Below are 18100 nucleotides of genomic sequence, written 5' to 3' on the forward strand. Positions count from 1 at the left end.
CGGCTCCTAGAACAGACCGCTTTGGGTTTTCAGCAGGTTTTCGACGTCCTTATCCACCTTGATATGAATTTCATGTTCGATCTTGACGTTCATATTGATAGTGATCGGATCCTTAGGCGTCGCCACCTCGATGCGCGGCACGCAGCCGCTCAGCAGCGAAACGCACAGCACCGCTGCCAGCGTCGACACACTCATGATTTTCATTGTTGCTCCCCAGGTTGTGAGAGGGCCTGCTCCAGCCACTCCTGTAAATTGTCGCCGAAGCGCAAACTGCGCCACAGCTGAAACACGTTTTCCTGATGACGATAGTTCAGGATCACCTCGCGCTTGGCGCTTTTCTGCGGGTTGATGCCGTCGATGCGTGCGCTCAGCGTCAGCTCGCCCAGGTTGTCGAGATCGACCCGGGCATGCGAACGGTTGATTTCCATGTAGCGCAGCCAGTCGATCGCCGCGCCGGTCGCCAGGTTGTTGCTGCCGATGGCGTCGGCCATGTCTTTGTCCAGGCGCAGCGTCAACGTGCCGGCGTTGGCGATCCAGCCGTTTTGCACCAGCCACTTCGGATGGTTCAGGAACAGCGGCAACTCGCCGTCGACGCGGCCGGACATGGCGAACTGCTTCGGTTTCAGGGCGGTAAACAGCGCGCTGAGATCGACCTTGTCCAGCTTCAGCACTGCGGCGTCATGCTGCGGCAACCGCAGCGCCGACAGGCTGATATGCCCGTTGAGCATGTCCACGCCGACGTTGCTCAACGTCAGCGGCTGCCCTTCGCTATAAGGATAGGTGCCCTGCAAATCGGCGGAAATGTTCTGCATCTCGAACAGGTTGGTGAAAGACTTGATGCGCAGCGATACCGGCTGTTTAGCTCCCAATTGCCAGTGATGCTGCTTGAACCGGTACGACAGGATGAAATCCAGGCCGCTCATCTCCCCGTCCTTCAGCCACATGCCGCCGTTTTTCACCACCCAGTGGCCACCGGCCTCGAACCCTTGTTCGCGGGCGGCGGAAAACGCCGACTGCGCGTAAAACTCGCCGTCGCGCAGCGTGAGATTGAGATCCGGCGCCAGCAGCGGTTGGAAGACCTTCAGCGACTGTTTCGGCCACCAGCCTTCGCCGCGCAGACGTTCGCCGTCCCAACGGCCGCGCAGCGCGATCGGACCGATCTGTTGCGCCTGCAGCTTGCCCTGCATCTGGAAACTGTCCGGCGAACGGCCGTTCACCTGCAGCGCCAGCACCGGCGCCGGCAGATAACCGCCATCGCTGAAGCTGACCTTATCCGCCGCCAGCTGCAGCTCACCGTTGAACTGCGGGCTTTGTTCATCACGCCGCCAGCGCAGCGGCTGGTTGAGGCTCAAGCGCGGCGCGGCGACCGTCACCAGGCCGTACTTCAACTTATCGAAGCCGGTGGAGAGTTTATCGAGCACCAACTCGCTGTCGCGCCAGCTGCCGCTGCCGGCCACGTCCCAGGCGGCCTGCAGCGGCGGCAAGCGGCCATTGCCCCAGTAGCGCCATTGCCAGTGGCCCTTGTCCGGCCAGAAATCCTGCGCCTGGCCGTCCAGATGCAGCTTGAAGCGGCCCCAGTAACTGTCGCTGGCGCTCAAAATCGCCTGCAGGCGGCCGGTAATACCGGCAGCGGTCACCTTCACGCCCGCCAGCGGCAAACGCGCCTCTTCCAGCGTCATTTCCGGCGTCACCTTGCCCCACAGGCGCAGCAACGAACCCGGCTGCAGAACCAGCGTCGGATTGAGAATGCTGCCGCCGAGCACGCCCGGGACCGACGCGGTAGCGGAGAAGTCGGCCAGATTGGCCTGGCCGGTCAGTTGGAACCGCAGATCGCTGTCGGTCAGCCCCACCTTGCCCGGCCCGAGGGTGAGCACCGCATTGCCCTTGCCGTTGTGGCCGGCCGTGATCACGTTCAGCCGCGCGCTGATCTCCGTTTCATCCAGTCCCTTGCTCCAGTCGTGCAGCGCGATGCTGAGGCCGCCGTTCAACGGCTGTCCGCTGTAGGGCCAACGCCACTCGCCCTGCTTGATGCTGACCCGCTGCGGGGTCACTTCCCACGGCAGCACCGCCAGCGGCCGATCGTCGCCTTTCTCGCTCACCGTCAACACGCCCTGCTGCTGTTGCCAGCGCATATCCAGCAAAACCGGTTTTTCCAGATAGGCCGTCTGCATTTCACCCTGCAGCGCGCCCTGCGTCGGCAGGCTGGCCAGATCCAGCGGAATGGTTATCTTGCCGGCGAGGCGCAGCGGTTGCGCGCTGTTGGGCGGAATGACGGTCAGGCTGTGCAACGTCAGCTGTTGTTTTTCATCCAACTGCGCCTCGGCGCTGAGATTCGGCCCCCGATAATGCAGACGTTGCCCGTCAGAGCCGGAGGAAAGCTGCAGCTTCCCGGCATAACGCTGCCAGGGAATGAGCGTGAGGTCATGAATGGTGAGATCCAGCGGCGGCAGCTGCCGCTGCAGTTGATCGAGCGCAAGCGGCGCGCTGTTGGCGTCGCCGCCCGGCAGTTTTGACAAACAGGCGCTATCGACGCTGACCTTATCGCTCGACAGCTGCCAGCGGCCTTGCCGATAAGCCAGCCGCGTCGGCCCGACGCTGGCCAGCAGACAATCTTGCGCGGTGAAACGCGCCCCCGCCAACGTCAGGCCGCCCTGGCGCCAATGCAATTTGCCCTGCAACTCCAGTCGGCTTCCCGCCGGCAACCAATGCGATAACACCCCCGGCAGCCAGCGCGGCAAGGTTTGCCACAACGCCAGCACCAGGATTGCGCAGCCCGCCACCGTCCCTATGAATACTTTCAATCGCCTGGTCATTAAATGATTGCTTCGTTCCTGTGTTAGGCATTGGTTAAGTCTATGCCTGAATTGACAATAATGATGGCACGAATTTGACATAGGGTGAAGCTGAGCGCGGTCGCAGAGGCGATTTGCACCCTTTTGGCGCAAGCGCGCGCGGAGTTGTAGATTTTCGTTACATATACATCACATAAATAGGACAGTTTTCAGACTTTTGTTATTGTTGTTACCGTTGATGATTAATAGTCTTGCAAGCATTCTAATAAAAGTTTAGCTGCTAGCTAACTGTGTACTAGAGAAGCCATTCCCCACACCCCCGTGGGGATTTTTTTGTCGCCCGCCTCACCGTCGCCTTCCCTTCACCGCCGCCAGCCCACAGCAGCCCTGCAGCGTGGCTAACCAATTGTCGAATTTACTAAAATCTGTTAAATTGATCACAAAATCACGGTGGAGAAACCACGATGAAATTGGCGATATACAGCACCAAACAGTATGACCGTAAATATCTCGAACTGGTGAATCAGCAGTTTGGCTATGAGCTGGAATTCTTCGACTTTTTACTCAGTAAAAAAACCGCCAAAACGGCCGCCGGTTGCAAGGCGGTGTGTATCTTCGTCAACGACGACGGTAGCCGTGAAGTGCTCGAAGAACTGGCGGCGCTGGGCGTCGAAATTCTCGCCCTGCGCTGCGCCGGTTTTAATAACGTCGATCTGGACGCCGCCAAAGCGCTGGGCATCAAGGTAGTGCGCGTGCCGGCCTACTCGCCGGAAGCCGTGGCGGAACACGCGGTAGGCATGATGATGTGCCTGAACCGCCGTATTCACCGCGCATATCAACGCACCCGCGACGCCAATTTCTCTCTCGAAGGGCTGATCGGCTTTAACATGCACAATCGCACCGCCGGCGTGATCGGCACCGGTAAAATCGGCGTGGCGACGATGCGCATTCTCAAAGGCTTCGGCATGAAGCTGCTGGCTTACGATCCGTTCCCCAGCGAACAGGCGCTGGAACTGGGCGCAGAGTATGTCGACCTGAAAACGCTGTACGCGCAATCCGACGTAATCACCCTGCACTGCCCGCTGACGCCGGAAAACCACCATCTGCTGAATGCCGACGCCTTCGCGATGATGAAAAACGGCGTAATGGTGATCAACACCAGCCGCGGCGCGCTGATCGACTCTACCGCCGCCATCGACGCGTTGAAGCAGCAAAAAATCGGCGCGCTCGGGATGGACGTCTACGAGAACGAACGCGATCTGTTCTTTGAAGACAAGTCTAACGACGTGATTCAGGATGACGTGTTCCGCCGCCTGTCGGCCTGTCACAACGTGCTGTTCACCGGCCATCAGGCTTTCCTGACCGAAGAGGCGCTGACCAGCATTTCGCAAACCACGCTGCAGAACATCAGCCAATTGGATCGCGGCGAAGCCTGCCCGAACCAGTTGAACGCGTGAACGGCATCTCAGGGCGCCCCTTGCGGCGCCCTGTTTATTTGAGAGCGCGACGATGAGAACAACGATGGCCGCCTTTGCGGCGCTGGTCTTGGGGGGATGCAGCATGAAACCACCCGCGACCGTTACGCCCGGCGATCTGATGCATCATAATTTCGTGTTGCAGAGCGTCGATGGCGAAGCGGCAAAATCCCCAACGGGCGGCGTCCTGCTCAATCTGGAGTTCGGCGAGAACCTGCATGTGTCCGGCGCGATGTGCAACCGCTTTTTCGGCCAGGGGCAATTACGCGACGGCGTACTGACGGTAAAACCGTTGGCCTCGACGCGCAGGCTGTGCCCTGATGAGCAGCGCAATCGCTGGGATCGAGTGATCGGCACCGTGCTGGAAAACGGCGCCGAAGTGACGCTGAGCGCGCAGCAGCTGACGCTCAACGGCAGCGGCCACACGCTGGTTTATGCCCTGCGCGACTGGGTATATTGATTCTGGACGCCAGGCCTAGCGCCGTGGGCTTACCCGGCGCAGCTGCCCAGGCCCAGCGTGCGTTCCTCACACTGTTTGCCGTTCGGCATCTGGCACATGCGCAACGCTTCACCGTTCAAGTTGTGCGCGATGGTGGTGACGCCGCCGACCGCCGCGCAACCGGCGCTGGTCTGCAACGTATTGATTCTGGCACTGTTGCCCTGCTGTACTGGCTCTTCGTTGTTGCTGCTGCAGGCGGCTAAAAGCAGCACGGCGCTGGCAAGCAGCCATTTTGATGTCGTCATTATCCCACTCCTGAACCCGGAACTGCGCTGTGTAAAATCGCCATTGCCGATAACGCGCGTCACTTGGCGGACACGTTTCGCTATCTTTGATGCAAACTTGTTTAATCTAGCTCGATATATAAATAATGAAAATATATTCCGGCCATTATTTGTGGTTTTTTTGCACCGGCCGGACATTTATTTTGTTTGCAGAATATTTCCGCCCCCATTGCGGGAGGTTAAACGTGACAGCGGCCCCCACCGCCCGCCCCGGCCGCAGAGAGAAAGTGATAACGTCACCGTTGCCGGCGACGGGGTTTCTTCGCATGATATCGGTATTAATTAACCCCGCGTGCTTTCGGCGTGACGGCGCATTTTTTGCTACCGGAGAGGATGATATTTGCGTCTATGCTGACGGCGCTAACTAATTAGCATTCCACTATTTTCAGTGAATGATGGCTGAATTCTTCAACCGGCGCGACTTGCTGTCACGCCGGCTTTTTTTACATCAAAATAACATTCAGTGCACAGAGGCTTTCGACAGTAAATTAATTACCAGCACGCCGGCAATAATTAATCCCATGCCGACAATCGCCGGCCAATCCAATTTTTGCTGATAAACGAATACCGCCGCGACCGACACCAGCACGATCCCCATGCCCGACCAAATCGCATACACAATGCCCAGCGGCATGCTCTTGACCACCATCGACAGCCCCCAAAACGCCACGCCGTAGCCCAGCACCACCAGCAGCGACGGCCACAGACGGGTAAAGCCCTCGGAAGCTTTCAACATGGTGGTGGCGATCACTTCCGCGACTATCGCCATCGTCAAATACATAAATCCGCTCATGGTTTTCTTCTGTCAGTTTACCGATGCGTAATTATGACGCGCCGGAAATAAATTGTCTTTAAACGGCGAAAACAATTTATTGAAGGACCTCAACCGGCGATGCAAATAGCGATGCCGGATACGCTTGCCGATTTATCACCCGCCACACAAACACGATAAAGCCGCGTTCAAACCCTCTGTTAGACTTTTTCCCATTACTGCGAAAGTGTGCTTTCGCGGCTTTGTGAGCAATGAAAAGGTAATGTCGATGATAACTACAGATGGTAATAACGCAGTCGCTTCCGTGGCCTATCGCACCAACGAAGTGATTGCCATCTACCCTATCACGCCAAGTTCCACCATGGCAGAGCAGGCGGACGCCTGGTCCGGCGATGGTCGGCAAAACATCTGGGGCGACATCCCCCGAGTGGTGGAAATGCAGTCGGAAGGCGGCGCGATCGCCACCGTGCACGGCGCCTTGCAAACCGGTGCGCTCTCGACCTCGTTCACTTCATCGCAGGGTCTGCTGCTGATGATCCCGACGCTGTACAAGCTGGCCGGCGAGCTGACGCCGTTCGTGCTGCATGTCGCCGCGCGCACCGTAGCCACACACGCGCTGTCGATCTTCGGCGACCATTCGGACGTGATGGCGGTGCGCCAGACCGGCTGCGCCATGCTGTGCGCCAGCAACGTGCAGGAGGCGCAGGACTTCGCGCTGATCTCGCAGACCGCCACCCTCAACGCACGCGTGCCGTTTATCCATTTCTTCGACGGGTTCCGCACCTCGCACGAAATCAACAAGATCGTGCCGCTCAGCGACGATACGCTGCGGCAAATGCTGCCGCAGGCGGCGATCGACGCTCACCGCAGCCGGGCGCTGTCGCCAGATCATCCGGTGGTGCGTGGCACCTCCGCCAACCCGGACACCTATTTCCAGTCGCGCGAAGCCACCAACCCGTGGTATGACGCCGCCGACCAGCACGTGATCGACGCCATGGAGGCCTTCGCCGCCCTCACCGGCCGCCACTACCGGCCGTTCGACTATTATGGCCACCCGCAGGCCGAACGCGTGGTGGTGGTGATGGGCTCCGCCGCCGGCACCTGCGAAGAAGTGATCGACACCCTGCTGACCCGCGGCGAAAAAGTCGGCGTGCTGAAAGTGCGGCTGTTCCGGCCGTTCTCCGCCAAACACCTGCTCGGCGCGCTGCCGGACAGCGTGCGCAGCGTCGCGGTGCTCGATCGCACCAAAGAACCGGGCGCGCTGGCCGAGCCGCTGTATCTGGACGTGATGACCGCGCTGGCGGAAGCCTACAGCCGGGGCGGGCGCGCCACGCTGCCGCGAGTGATCGGCGGCCGTTACGGCCTGTCGTCGAAGGAGTTCGGCCCGGACTGCGCGCTGGCGGTGTTTCGCGAGCTGGCCCAGCCGCAGCCGCGCCCGCGCTTCACCGTCGGCATCTTCGATGACGTCACCGGCCTTTCGCTGCCGCTGAGCGACGAAATCCTGCCGCAGCGCGCCTCGCTGGAAGCGCTATTCTACGGTTTGGGCAGCGACGGCTCGGTCTCGGCCACCAAGAACAACATCAAAATCATCGGCAACGCCACGCCGCTGTATGCGCAGGGCTATTTCGTCTACGACTCCAAAAAGGCCGGCGGCCTGACGGTCTCGCACCTGCGCGTCAGCGAGCAGCCGATCAATTCGGCCTATCTGGTCAGCCAGGCGGATTTCGTCGGCTGCCACCAGCTGCAGTTTATCGATAAGTACCAGATGGTTGAGCGCCTCAAACCCGGCGGCACCTTCCTGCTCAATACCCCTTACGGCGCCGACGAAGTCTGGTCGCGCCTGCCGCAGGAGGTACAGGCGCTGTTGCATCAACGCCAGGCGCGTTTCTACATCATCAACGCCGCCAAGCTGGCGCGTGAATGCCGGCTCGGCGCGCGCATCAACACCGTCATGCAGATGGCGTTTTTCCATCTGACGCAGATCCTGCCGAGCGACGTGGCGCTGCAACAGCTGCAGGACGCCATCGCCCGCAGCTACAGCAGCAAAGGCCAGGAGATCGTCGAGCGCAACTGGCAGGCGCTGGGCGCCACCCGCGGCGCGCTGATTGAAATCCCGCTGCAGCCGGTCGACGACAGCAGCCCGATGCGCCCGCCGGTGGTCTCGGACGCCGCGCCTGACTTCGTCAAAACCGTTACCGCCGCGATGCTGGCCGGACTGGGCGATGCGCTGCCGGTTTCCGCCTTCCCGCCGGACGGCACCTGGCCGGTGGGCACCACCCAGTGGGAAAAGCGCAACATCGCCGAAGCGATCCCGGTCTGGCAGCCCGACCTGTGCACCCAGTGCAACCATTGCGTCGCCGCCTGTCCGCACTCCGCCATTCGCGCCAAGGTCGTGCAGCCGGCGGAGATGGAACACGCCCCCGCCTCCCTGCAGTCGCTGGATGTCAAAGCGCGCGATATGCGTGGGCAAAAATACGTGCTGCAAGTGGCGCCGGAGGATTGCACCGGCTGTAACCTGTGCGTCGAGGTCTGCCCGGCGAAAGATCGCCAGAACCCGGAGATCAAGGCCATCAATATGGCCTCACGCCTCGATAATCTGACGGCGGAAAAAGACAACTACGATTTCTTCCTGCAGCTGCCGGAAATCGATACGGCGCAGCTGGAACGCATCGACATTCGCACCTCGCAGCTGATCACGCCGCTGTTCGAGTACTCCGGCGCCTGCTCCGGCTGCGGCGAAACGCCGTACATCAAGCTGTTGACCCAGCTCTATGGCGACCGTTTGCTGATCGCCAACGCCACCGGCTGTTCGTCGATCTACGGCGGCAACCTGCCGACCACGCCGTACACCACCAACGCCGAAGGGCGCGGGCCGGCATGGGCCAACTCGCTGTTCGAAGACAACGCCGAATTCGGCCTGGGCTTCCGTTTGACGGTCGATCAACATCGCGCGCGGGTGCTGCGCCTGCTGAATTCGCTGGCGCCGCAGCTGCCGGAGCAGTTGGTCAATGCCCTGCAGATGGAAGACGTGGCGCCGGAGCCGCGCCGCAAGCAAATCGCCGAACTGCGCGCGCTGCTGGCGAGTATTGAAGGTGAAGATGCGCGCCAGCTGGCGACCGACGCCGACTATCTGGTGGATAAATCCATCTGGCTGATCGGCGGTGACGGCTGGGCCTACGACATCGGCTTCGGCGGTTTGGATCACGTCCTCAGCCTGACGGAGAACGTCAACGTGCTGGTGCTCGACACCCAGTGCTACTCCAACACCGGCGGCCAGCAGTCGAAGGCCACGCCGCTCGGCGCGGTGACCAAATTCGGCGAGCACGGCAAGCGCAAGGCGCGCAAGGATCTGGGCGTCAGCATGATGATGTACGGCCATGTTTACGTCGCGCAGATCTCGCTGGGGGCGCAGCTCAACCAGACGGTGAAAGCGATTCAGGAGGCCGAGGCCTATCCGGGACCGTCGCTGATCATCGCCTACAGCCCGTGCGAAGAGCACGGCTACGATCTGGCGCTCAGCCACGATCAGATGAAACAGCTGACCGCCACCGGCTTCTGGCCGCTGTACCGCTTCGATCCGCGCCGCAGCGCCGAGGGCAAGGCCGCATTGGCGCTGGATTCACGGCCGCCGAACAGCAACCTGTCGGAAACGCTGCTAAAAGAACAGCGTTTCCGCCGCCTGAACGCGCAGCAGCCGGAGGTGGCCAGCGCGCTGTATCAGGCCGCCGAGAAAGAGCTGAAGGAGAAATACGATTTCCTCAGCCTGCTGGCCGGCAAGGCGGAAAAGTCCGCCGCTGAGTAACCTCCCTCAGGGCGCGAGCGATTCGCGCCCTGATCTTTTACCGTTGACGTAAGGCGTAGCAATAAAACCTGCTGGCATTCCTGCGCGCAATCCGTACCATACAGGCCTCGCGTCGGGCGCGTGGAAGCTGGATGATGAATAATGATCAAAATCGGCCGGTTGAATGGTAAACTCGCGGTCTACAACGCCATGCCCCTAGTGCCCCCCATTGAGAATGAGCACGATTTAAATGTCAGAAAAGCAATCCGTTAGCCAAAAAGAGCAGTACAACCTGAACAAATTGCAAAAACGCCTGCGCCGCAACGTGGGCGAAGCGATCGCCGATTTCAATATGATTGAAGAAGGCGACCGCATCATGGTCTGTCTGTCCGGCGGCAAAGACAGCTACACCATGCTGGAGATCCTGCGCAATCTGCAGCAGAGCGCGCCGATCAATTTCTCGCTGGTGGCGGTGAATCTCGACCAGAAACAGCCCGGCTTCCCTGAGCATATTCTGCCTGCTTACCTGGAAGGCTTGGGGGTGGAGTACAAGATCGTCGAAGAAAACACCTACAGTATCGTTAAAGACAAGATCCCGGAAGGCAAAACCACCTGTTCACTGTGCTCGCGCCTGCGCCGCGGCATTCTGTATCGCACCGCCACCGAACTGGGCGCCACCAAGATCGCGCTGGGCCACCACCGCGACGATATTCTGCAGACGCTGTTCCTCAACATGTTCTACGGCGGCAAGATGAAAGGCATGCCGCCCAAACTGATGAGCGACGACGGCAAGCACGTGGTCATTCGCCCGCTGGCCTATTGCCGCGAAAAAGACATCGAGCGTTTCTCGATCGCCAAAGCGTTCCCGATCATTCCATGCAATCTGTGCGGCTCTCAGCCTAATTTGCAGCGCCAGGTGATCGGCGACATGCTGCGCGACTGGGACAAACGTTACCCAGGCCGGCTGGAAACCATGTTCAGCGCCATGCAAAACGTGGTGCCTTCGCACCTGAGCGATATCAATCTGTTTGATTTCAAAGGCATTCACCACGGCAGCGCGGTGGTGGACGGCGGCGATTTGGCCTTCGATCGCGAAGACATTCCGATGCAGCCGGTCGGCTGGCAGCCGGAAGATTCGGACGACGCGGCGCCTGCGCCGGCGCGTTTGGACGTGCTGGAAATCAAATAAGTCCCCTCGCCGCCCGCCACCCTGCGAGCGGCGACATTCTCCTCACTCGACGATCTCGATCCTGTTCACAGTTTGCGCAAAATTTGCTGGGCGATGCCGTTTTTACCCTATACTGTGCATTTATACAGTCATATGGAGATCGCGCAATGAATATCACCCCCTGCCTGTCCCACGTCTCGCTGGGCTCGAACGATTTCGTCGCCGCCGCGGCCTTTTACGATCGCACGCTGGCCGCCTTGGGTTGCCGACGGGTGCTGGAGCATCCCGGCGCGATCGGTTATGGCCGCGACTACCCGGAGTTCTGGCTGCAGGTGCCGATCGACGGCCAGCCCGCTTCACCCGGCAACGGCACGCACGTCGGTTTTTTCGCGACCAGCAAGCAACAGGTGGATGAATTCCATCGCCAGGCGCTGCTGGCCGGCGCCGTCGATGAAGGCGCACCCGGTTCGCGGCCGCATTACGGTGAGGCTTACTACGGCTGCTTTGTCCGTGATTTGGATGGGCATAAGATTGAAGCCAGCTTCTGGGATGAAAGCGCGGCCTGAGGAAGAGAGAAATCGAATAAAAAAATGCCGGTGATTAAACCGGCATTGTACGAATCAAATGTGCTATGCAGTAATTCAAAAATAAGAAAGTAAGACAATTATGGAGCGCAACGCCCATCGCTTGACGTTGCATTCACCTGCGAGAGAGATCATGCCCCATTTCCCCCGGCTAAATGTTGATTTTGCTCAATGTTAACCGGGTTTTCGCCATTTTCGCCTACAGCCAGCGGCTGCGCTTCAGCCACCAGGCGACGCCAAGCACCAACCCGACCAGCATCAGGCAAAATGCCGCGAAACCGAAGGGGTTGCCGCCGCCCGGTATGCCGCCAAGGTTGACGCCAAACAGCCCGGTCAGGAAGGTGGTCGGCAGAAATACCATCGCCAACAGCGACATGGTGTAAGTGCGGCGGTTCATCGCGTCGGCCATCACCGTGGTAATTTCGTCGGACAAGATAGCGGTGCGTGCGATGCTGCCGTCCAGATCGTCCAACCCGCGGCCCAGGCGATCCGCGATGTCCTGCATGCGGCGGCGATCGTCGTCGCTCATCCACGGCAGGCGGTCGCTGGCCAGCCGTGCGAAAACGTCACGCTGCGGCGCCATGTAACGGCGCAGCACGATAAGCTGTTTACGGATCAACGCCAGCTGGCCACGCTCCGGCACCTGCTGTTCCAGCAAGGCGTCCTCCAGATCGATAATCTTGTCGTGCAGATCCTCAATGAATTCGCTGGTGTGATCGGTCAACGCATCGGAAATCTCCACCAGCCAGTTGCCGCTGTTGGTCGGCCCGGCGCCGCTTTGCAAATCGTTCACCACCTGATCGATGGAATACACCTTGCGGTGCCGCGTGGAGATAATCAGTTTATCGGTGATGTACACGCGAATGGTGACCAACTGGTCCGGCCGTGAGTTGGCGTTAAAGTTGATGCTGCGCAGCGTGATCATGGTGCCTTCGCCCTGGCGGCTGACGCGCGGCCGTGAGCTTTCGCCGGAGAGCGCTTCGCGCACCGAGTCCGGCAGCAGCGGCGTGGTGCTCAGCCATTCGGCGCTGGCCGGGTGCGCGTAATCAAGATGCAGCCAGCAAGGCGCGTCGCAGGTGATCTTGTCATCCCGCTCGATCGGCGTGACGCCGCCCTTGCCATCCAGCTGGTAGGCGTAGACCGCGTCGGCGACCTGCAGCTCGCTCCCCTCAATCACATCCATTCATTTATCCCCTCAGTCTTGCTTATGTTGCTGAGTCTAGCGTTAACGCCTTGGAGATCAAAGACCAAGCTGTAACGCCAGTTTTCATGTTGTCCCATAAGCGTGGTCTATACTTCTGCTGCCAGGAACGCAAGACAGCCCGAGAGGAAACTCGCATGTTACAAATCAGCACCGCAGATATCTTGAAAATCGTCCTACCGACCGTCATTACGCTGTTTATCGCCGTGGTCAAAACGCCTTTTCGCATTCGGCGGGAAAACCACGATAAGCTGTTAAACCTGCTCGAATCCGTCGAGAAGCCCCAAAGCGCCCCCATACGTCTGTTGCGGTTTCGCGACTATATCGGCAACCGCAGCGCCGGCCTTGTTGCGCTGCAGCTGCTGCTGGCATTGCCGGATAGCGTAGCGGCGCTGGAACGCTATCGTTTCACCGGTGGCCGTCAGCAAATCTTGCGCGCCACGCCCGCAGGCTTCGTTTTGCGGCCAAGCGCCAATAACGCGTTCAAGCGTTTCTTGCTTTCCTGTCGCTATTTCTTGCTGTATTTGGTGTTCGTTACGTTGCTGGTGCTGTTCCCTGCGTTGACTCAATGGGGGCTGCAGCAGTTAGGGGTATTGATTACGCCCTATTCACTCCGCTATCTGCCTAATGCGCGCATCACCGACGGCTGGCAGCTGCTGTTCCCCGGTTTATTATTTATTATCATTATGTTCAGCCTGGCATACCTGACCTTCAGGCAGCTGGCACGCGCGGGCAACCTCAGTTCGGAACGCGCCTTTTATCGCTACTATCAACGCGCACGTGAGGAACAACGATGCCGGGAAGTCCTGAGACAACTGCGTGCTGCGCTGCGCCGAACCTGACGAGAATGCGCCGCCTGCGCTGCATCGCAATGGCCGCCCTGCTGCTGTTCGGCCAATCGGCTCGTGCAGAGCCGGTGTTAGAACGCCTCGCCACACCCTATCACGCGCCGACGGCGGCGGGTTCACTGCCTTATTTTGTCGCGCACGCTCACTCCCCCCAGCCGCGCACCGCGCTGGTGGTGATGCACGGCCACCCGCGCGATGTCGCCAAGACATTGCAAGCGGCGATCGACGCCGCGCAGGGAGCGGGAGACAACAGCTTGCTGGTCGCCCCGCTGTTCCAGGTGCCGGAGACGCTTGCCGCCCGCTGCCGTTCCGCCGGGCTACCGGCGCCGCAAGAGGGGGACGCCCTGTGGCGCTGCGGCTCCTGGATCGAAGGCGGTTTGGATAATGGCGGGAAAACCGGCTCGTTCAACGCCATGGATAACCTGCTGGCCGATCTGAAACGGCGCTGGCCGTCGTTGCAGTCGATCACCGTCGCCGGTTTCTCCGCCGGCGCCCAATTCGTGCAGCATTATGTCGGCTTCGCCAACCCGCCGGACGGAGTGCGTCTGCGCTATGTCGTCGCCGATCCGGGCAGCTGGCTCTATTTTGACAACCTGCGTCCCCAGCCCCTTCACCCGGAGCGCTGTGGCAGTGAAAAAACCTGTCGCTTCCGCTGGCAAACGCTGGACGCCGGCCAGTGCCCGCAGGCTAACCAGTGGAAATATGGTCCGGAAGCGCTTCCCGCTCACCTGCAGCGCACCGCCGACGCAGCCCGCCGGCGCTATGCGGCGGCGGATATCACCTACCTGGCCGCAGACGGTGATACCGGCACCGCGCCGGGCGCCTACTATCGCATACTCGACAAATCCTGCGCCGCCCAGCTGCAGGGTCCCTACCGGTTGCAGCGCGCCCTGGCCTATGCCGACTATGACCGGCGCTATCTGGCGCCGGAGAAGCCGCATCGGTTAACCCTCGTTCCCGGCTGCGGACACAACGTCGCCTGCGTCTTTCCCGCGCCGGCGGCCAGGCAAGCGCTGTTCTCCATTAATGCAGACTAATAATAACGGCATTGAAATAAACCATTGCCGATAAATCAGACAATATCGCCGATAAAGCGCTGGTAATACCGTTATTATTATGACTTAACATATTGCTATCAATTTTAATTCAAAATGATAATAATAAATCAACACAAAGCTGTTTCAGCGCAAATTTTAGGGGCATATACTTTTCTCACTACGAGGAGGTAGTTATGTTACGCGACCATTTAAAAATAAACGCCAGCGATACGCTGGAAAAAATCAGCAATATCCATTTGCAAAACCAGGGCCAGGAAGAGATCAGTGAGTTTGTGGTGAAAAACGCCGCCGGTCTGCAGATTGGCAAGGTCTCCGTCCACGATCGTTTCAGTACCCGTCGTTCTTATCCCACCAGCTACCGCATTACTCAGACCGATATGAGCGGCCGCGTAGTGGTGGACGCCATGCGGGACTGTCTGTAAGCGTAACCGCTCTCTGAAATAGACAATATTAATGTGATGATGGCAACCCTGTTTATTATTAAACGGGGTTTATCGCATGGAAAAATTAATTAGCCGCGTGGTTTCGCCGCCGAGAAAATAACGCCCCCGCATTGCGCGGGGGCGATAAATAAACCCATTCAGTGTTTGATGATATACATCGTTTGGCTATAGGCCACATCTTCCGGATTGGTGATCGGGTAGCCTTTTACCCACGGTTTGATCAGGCGGCCGTTGGTGTATTGGTATATCGGCGCGATTGGCGCCTGATCGGCAATGATCTGTTCCATCTTGTTGTAATCGGCAGTCACCGCCGCCGGGTTGGTTTCCCGCCCCGCCTGCGCCAGCAGCTTGTCGTAGTCCGCGTTCTTGAACTTGGCGATATTGCCGCTGTGGGTGGAGGTCAGCAGCGACAGGAAGGTCGACGCCTCGTTATAGTCACCCACCCAGGAGGCGCGGATCACATCGAAATTGCCGGTATTGCGGCTGTCGATGTAGGTTTTCCACTCTTGGTTTTGCAACTTGACGTCAATCCCCAGCTTTTTCTTCCACATCGAGGCCACGGCGATGGCGATTTTCTGGTGGCTCTCGGAAGTGTTATACAGCAGCGTCAGCTTCAGCGGGTTGTTCGGGCCGTAACCGGCCGACTGCAGCAATGCCTTGGCCTGTGCGTCCAGCTCCGCCTGCGGCTGCTGTTGCAGCAAACTCGCCTCGGGTTTGAACCCGGCGGTGACGTCCGGCGTGAAATGATAAGCCGGTTTTTCACCGGTGCCCAACACTTTCTCCGCGATAATCTTGCGATCGATGGCGTAGGACAAAGCCTGACGCACCCGCACGTCGTTGGTCGGCGCACGCTGGGTGTTGAACGCGTAATAATAGGTGCCGAGCTGATCCGGGGTGTACACCTGCCCCGGGATGTCTTTCAGCAGCTTCTGATACATGTTTTTCGGGAAGGATTCGGTGATGTCGATGTCACCCGCCAGGTAACGCTTGGTGGCGTTGGATTCCTGGTTGATCGGCACGAAGGTCACTTTGGTCAGCACGGTGCGCGCATGATCCCAGTAATGGTCATTAGGCGTCAGCACCAGCTTCTCGTTCACCACCCGCTCCTGCAGTTTGAACGCGCCGTTGCCCACCAGATTGCCGACCTTGGTCCAGTCGTTGCCGTATTTTTCCACCACCGCCTTATTCACCGGGAACAGGCTGAAGTTGGCCGTCAGGCTGACGAAGTACGGCACCGGCTTGTCCAACTGCACCTTGAGCGTGTAGTCATCCGGCGCCGATACGCCCAAGCGATCGGCCGGCAGTTTGCCGCTGATGATCTGCTCGGCGTTCTGGATCCCCGCCAGCTGCGCGAACCAGGCGAACGGCGACAGATTTTTCGGTTCTACCAGCCGCTGCCAGCTGTAGACGAAGTCTTTTGCCGTGACAGGGTCACCGTTTGACCAACGCGCGTCTTTACGCAGATAGAAAATATAAGTCTGATTGTCGCTGGTCTGCCAGCGGGTGGCGACGCCGGGGATCACTTTCCCGTTGGCGTCCTGATTGACCAGCCCTTCGAACAGATCGCGCGCCAGCTGAGCCTCCGGCAAGCCAACCGCTTTGATCGGATCGAGCGAGGCCGGTTCGTCTTTAATGTGGCGCACGATTTCCTGTTTGTCCGCCAGCGCGGTGCCCGGGGGAACCTGCGCCGCCATGGCGCTGCTCATACAGGCGCCGATCGCCGCCGCGCAGAGCGCCAAACGAAAACCCCGTTGCATTTTTTTTCCCGTCATTATGATTTGTCCCCCGTTAACCATCTGAATTTTTTATCATATAGCACAAGATCCATCCGGCCTAGAGCCCGCGGGCGAGAAGTTGCAAAAAGTGCGATTCAGGCGATAAAAAACCCGTGCGGCGCAGGGCGGCACGGGTGGGATTGCGGCAGCGACCGTCAGTCGTACAGGTGGATGCTGTTGATGCGGTAGCTGAACTCTTCACCCTCTTCTTCATCGAACACGGTGAAAAAGCCTTTCTCAGCCAGCGGACGGGCCGAGATATCGGTTTTTTGCAGCTGACGCGCATCCGCGTCGTCGTAGCCGTAATCGAGATAGAAGGCATCTTTCTGGTAATCGATATGCAGGGTGAACGGATAGTTCGATTCGTCCCCGCGCCCGTCGTCATTTTTCACCACGCCGAACCATTCCCCCTGACGGATCTGGTTTTCAGCGTCTACGCCGCACAGCAGCGTGATGGTGTCATTTTCATTTTCGCTATAGCTGGCGATGATTCTGGCTACTGGCATGTTAAATCCTCTTGCGGGTGATTGGCTTAGCTCTGCCGTTAGTATAACAACAGCCTCAGGCCAGGTGCGGTTTAATTGGCGTTTTCGCCGCTACCGCATCACAGATCGCGCAAACGCCGCACAATTGCGATGGGAAAGATGTCTCAAAGCGTAATACACTGAATAAAATGACAATGACTCTCGGCCTTTAACTCAGGGACAACACCATGACCGAACATCGACCGCGCAGTGAACGTGGCCAGTTGGCCGTCGCAGGAGAGAACTACGGCAGCTCGCTGCTGGGCGCGCCGCTGCTCTATTTCCCGGCGGCGGTCAGCGGCCCGGAAACCGGGCTGATCATCGCCGGCACCCACGGCGATGAGAGCGCCGCCATCGTAACCCTGTCCTGCGCGCTGCGCAGCATCGCCCCCGAACAGTTGCGCCACCACGTGGTGCTGGCGGTCAACCCCGACGGCTGTCAGCTGGGGCTGCGCGCCAATGCCAACGGCGTCGATCTGAACCGCAACTTCCCGGCCGCCAACTGGCGCTCCGGGGACACCGTCTATCGCTGGAACAGCGCGGCGCCGGTGCGCGACGTCAGGCTCTCCACCGGCGGGCGCCCCGGCTCCGAACCGGAAACCCAGGCGCTGTGTCATCTGATCCATCGCCTGAAGCCGCATTGGGTGGTGTCGTTCCATGAGCCGCTGGCCTGCATCGAAGATCCCGCCAGCTCGCGGCTCGGCGTTTGGCTGTCGCACAAGTTCGAACTCCCGCTGGTGACCAGCGTCGGCTATGAGACGCCCGGTTCGTTCGGCAGCTGGTGCGCGGATCTGTCGCTGCCGTGCATCACCGCCGAATTCCCGCCGATCTCCGCCGATGCCGCCAGCGAGCGCTACATCGACGCCATGACCGAACTGCTGACCTACCCGAATTAA

Annotated in this window: 16 protein-coding genes; 9 read left to right on the plus strand and 7 right to left on the minus strand. The window is 59.4% G+C overall.

The genetic code is table 11. From position 1 onward, the window contains the following. Window positions 1-6 precede the first annotated feature (6 nt). Together CPH57_RS09330 and CPH57_RS09335 are read right to left on the minus strand one after the other, a co-directional pair. Window positions 7-204, minus strand: coding sequence for a YnbE family lipoprotein (locus tag CPH57_RS09330; protein ID WP_025302979.1), 198 nt, complete (start codon window positions 202-204; stop codon window positions 7-9). Beyond that, window positions 201-2813, minus strand: coding sequence for a YdbH family protein (locus CPH57_RS09335; protein WP_096242294.1), 2613 nt, complete (start codon window positions 2811-2813; stop codon window positions 201-203). Before CPH57_RS09335 ends, CPH57_RS09330 begins: the two co-directional genes overlap by 4 nt. Before the next feature lie 443 nt (window positions 2814-3256). Between CPH57_RS09335 and CPH57_RS09340 the strand changes: the two genes are divergently transcribed. Together CPH57_RS09340 and hslJ are read left to right on the plus strand one after the other, a co-directional pair. Next, window positions 3257-4249: a 2-hydroxyacid dehydrogenase gene (locus tag CPH57_RS09340; protein ID WP_033650287.1), complete on the plus strand. Its 993-nt coding sequence runs from the start codon at window positions 3257-3259 to the stop codon at window positions 4247-4249. Between the two features lie 52 nt (window positions 4250-4301). Continuing rightward, window positions 4302-4727: a heat shock protein HslJ gene (hslJ, locus tag CPH57_RS09345; RefSeq protein ID WP_033650286.1), complete on the plus strand. Its 426-nt coding sequence runs from the start codon at window positions 4302-4304 to the stop codon at window positions 4725-4727. Window positions 4728-4756: 29 nt separating this feature from the next. Here the strand turns inward: hslJ and CPH57_RS09350 are convergent, their stop codons facing one another. Beyond that, entirely contained in the window at window positions 4757-5011 is a 255-nt protein-coding gene (locus CPH57_RS09350) for a DUF333 domain-containing protein (RefSeq protein ID WP_015377999.1), read from the minus strand. A 499-nt stretch (window positions 5012-5510) separates the two neighbouring features. Next, window positions 5511-5843 (minus strand): multidrug efflux SMR transporter SsmE, encoded by a 333-nt coding sequence (gene ssmE, locus CPH57_RS09355; RefSeq protein WP_033632935.1) that lies wholly within the window; start codon window positions 5841-5843, stop codon window positions 5511-5513. Between the two features lie 247 nt (window positions 5844-6090). On the opposite strand from ssmE, the gene nifJ reads away from it, so the two are divergent. From nifJ to CPH57_RS09370, 3 genes are all read left to right on the plus strand, one after another. Next, the gene (gene nifJ, locus CPH57_RS09360; protein ID WP_096242835.1) at window positions 6091-9624 is read left to right on the plus strand and encodes a pyruvate:ferredoxin (flavodoxin) oxidoreductase; all 3534 of its coding nucleotides are present in this window, start codon (window positions 6091-6093) and stop codon (window positions 9622-9624) included. A 229-nt stretch (window positions 9625-9853) separates the two neighbouring features. Continuing rightward, window positions 9854-10792 carry a tRNA 2-thiocytidine(32) synthetase TtcA gene (ttcA, locus tag CPH57_RS09365; protein ID WP_033643222.1) on the plus strand — a complete coding sequence of 313 codons (939 nt, stop codon included), beginning with the start codon at window positions 9854-9856 and terminating at the stop codon, window positions 10790-10792. Window positions 10793-10938: 146 nt separating this feature from the next. After that, window positions 10939-11337 carry a VOC family protein gene (locus CPH57_RS09370; protein WP_033643223.1) on the plus strand — a complete coding sequence of 133 codons (399 nt, stop codon included), beginning with the start codon at window positions 10939-10941 and terminating at the stop codon, window positions 11335-11337. A 217-nt stretch (window positions 11338-11554) separates the two neighbouring features. On the opposite strand, the gene zntB is transcribed toward CPH57_RS09370, so the two are convergent. Further along, window positions 11555-12538, minus strand: a complete 984-nt coding sequence (gene zntB / locus CPH57_RS09375; RefSeq protein WP_033643224.1) for a zinc transporter ZntB — start codon at window positions 12536-12538, stop codon at window positions 11555-11557. A gap of 155 nt (window positions 12539-12693) precedes the next feature. Between zntB and CPH57_RS09380 the strand changes: the two genes are divergently transcribed. From CPH57_RS09380 to CPH57_RS09390, 3 genes are all read left to right on the plus strand, one after another. Beyond that, window positions 12694-13398 carry a hypothetical protein gene (locus CPH57_RS09380; RefSeq protein WP_033643225.1) on the plus strand — a complete coding sequence of 235 codons (705 nt, stop codon included), beginning with the start codon at window positions 12694-12696 and terminating at the stop codon, window positions 13396-13398. Further along, window positions 13350-14441 carry a hypothetical protein gene (locus CPH57_RS09385; RefSeq protein ID WP_096242295.1) on the plus strand — a complete coding sequence of 364 codons (1092 nt, stop codon included), beginning with the start codon at window positions 13350-13352 and terminating at the stop codon, window positions 14439-14441. Before CPH57_RS09380 ends, CPH57_RS09385 begins: the two co-directional genes overlap by 49 nt. 194 nt (window positions 14442-14635) lie before the next feature. Continuing rightward, on the plus strand, window positions 14636-14884 hold the full coding sequence (locus CPH57_RS09390; RefSeq protein WP_004930507.1) for a hypothetical protein: 249 nt from the start codon (window positions 14636-14638) through the stop codon (window positions 14882-14884). 158 nt (window positions 14885-15042) lie between these two features. Here the strand turns inward: CPH57_RS09390 and CPH57_RS09395 are convergent, their stop codons facing one another. Together CPH57_RS09395 and CPH57_RS09400 are read right to left on the minus strand one after the other, a co-directional pair. After that, entirely contained in the window at window positions 15043-16677 is a 1635-nt protein-coding gene (locus CPH57_RS09395) for an ABC transporter substrate-binding protein (protein ID WP_046687130.1), read from the minus strand. Between the two features lie 158 nt (window positions 16678-16835). Continuing rightward, window positions 16836-17186 (minus strand): hypothetical protein, encoded by a 351-nt coding sequence (locus CPH57_RS09400; protein WP_015378006.1) that lies wholly within the window; start codon window positions 17184-17186, stop codon window positions 16836-16838. Between the two features lie 206 nt (window positions 17187-17392). Here CPH57_RS09400 and mpaA point away from each other — a divergent pair, with 206 nt between their 5' ends. Then, window positions 17393-18100, plus strand: a complete 708-nt coding sequence (gene mpaA, locus CPH57_RS09405) for a murein tripeptide amidase MpaA (protein WP_033643228.1) — start codon at window positions 17393-17395, stop codon at window positions 18098-18100.

It is taken from the genome of Serratia sp. JKS000199, from assembly GCF_900215455.1.
GTDB lineage: Bacteria > Pseudomonadota > Gammaproteobacteria > Enterobacterales > Enterobacteriaceae > Serratia > Serratia ureilytica.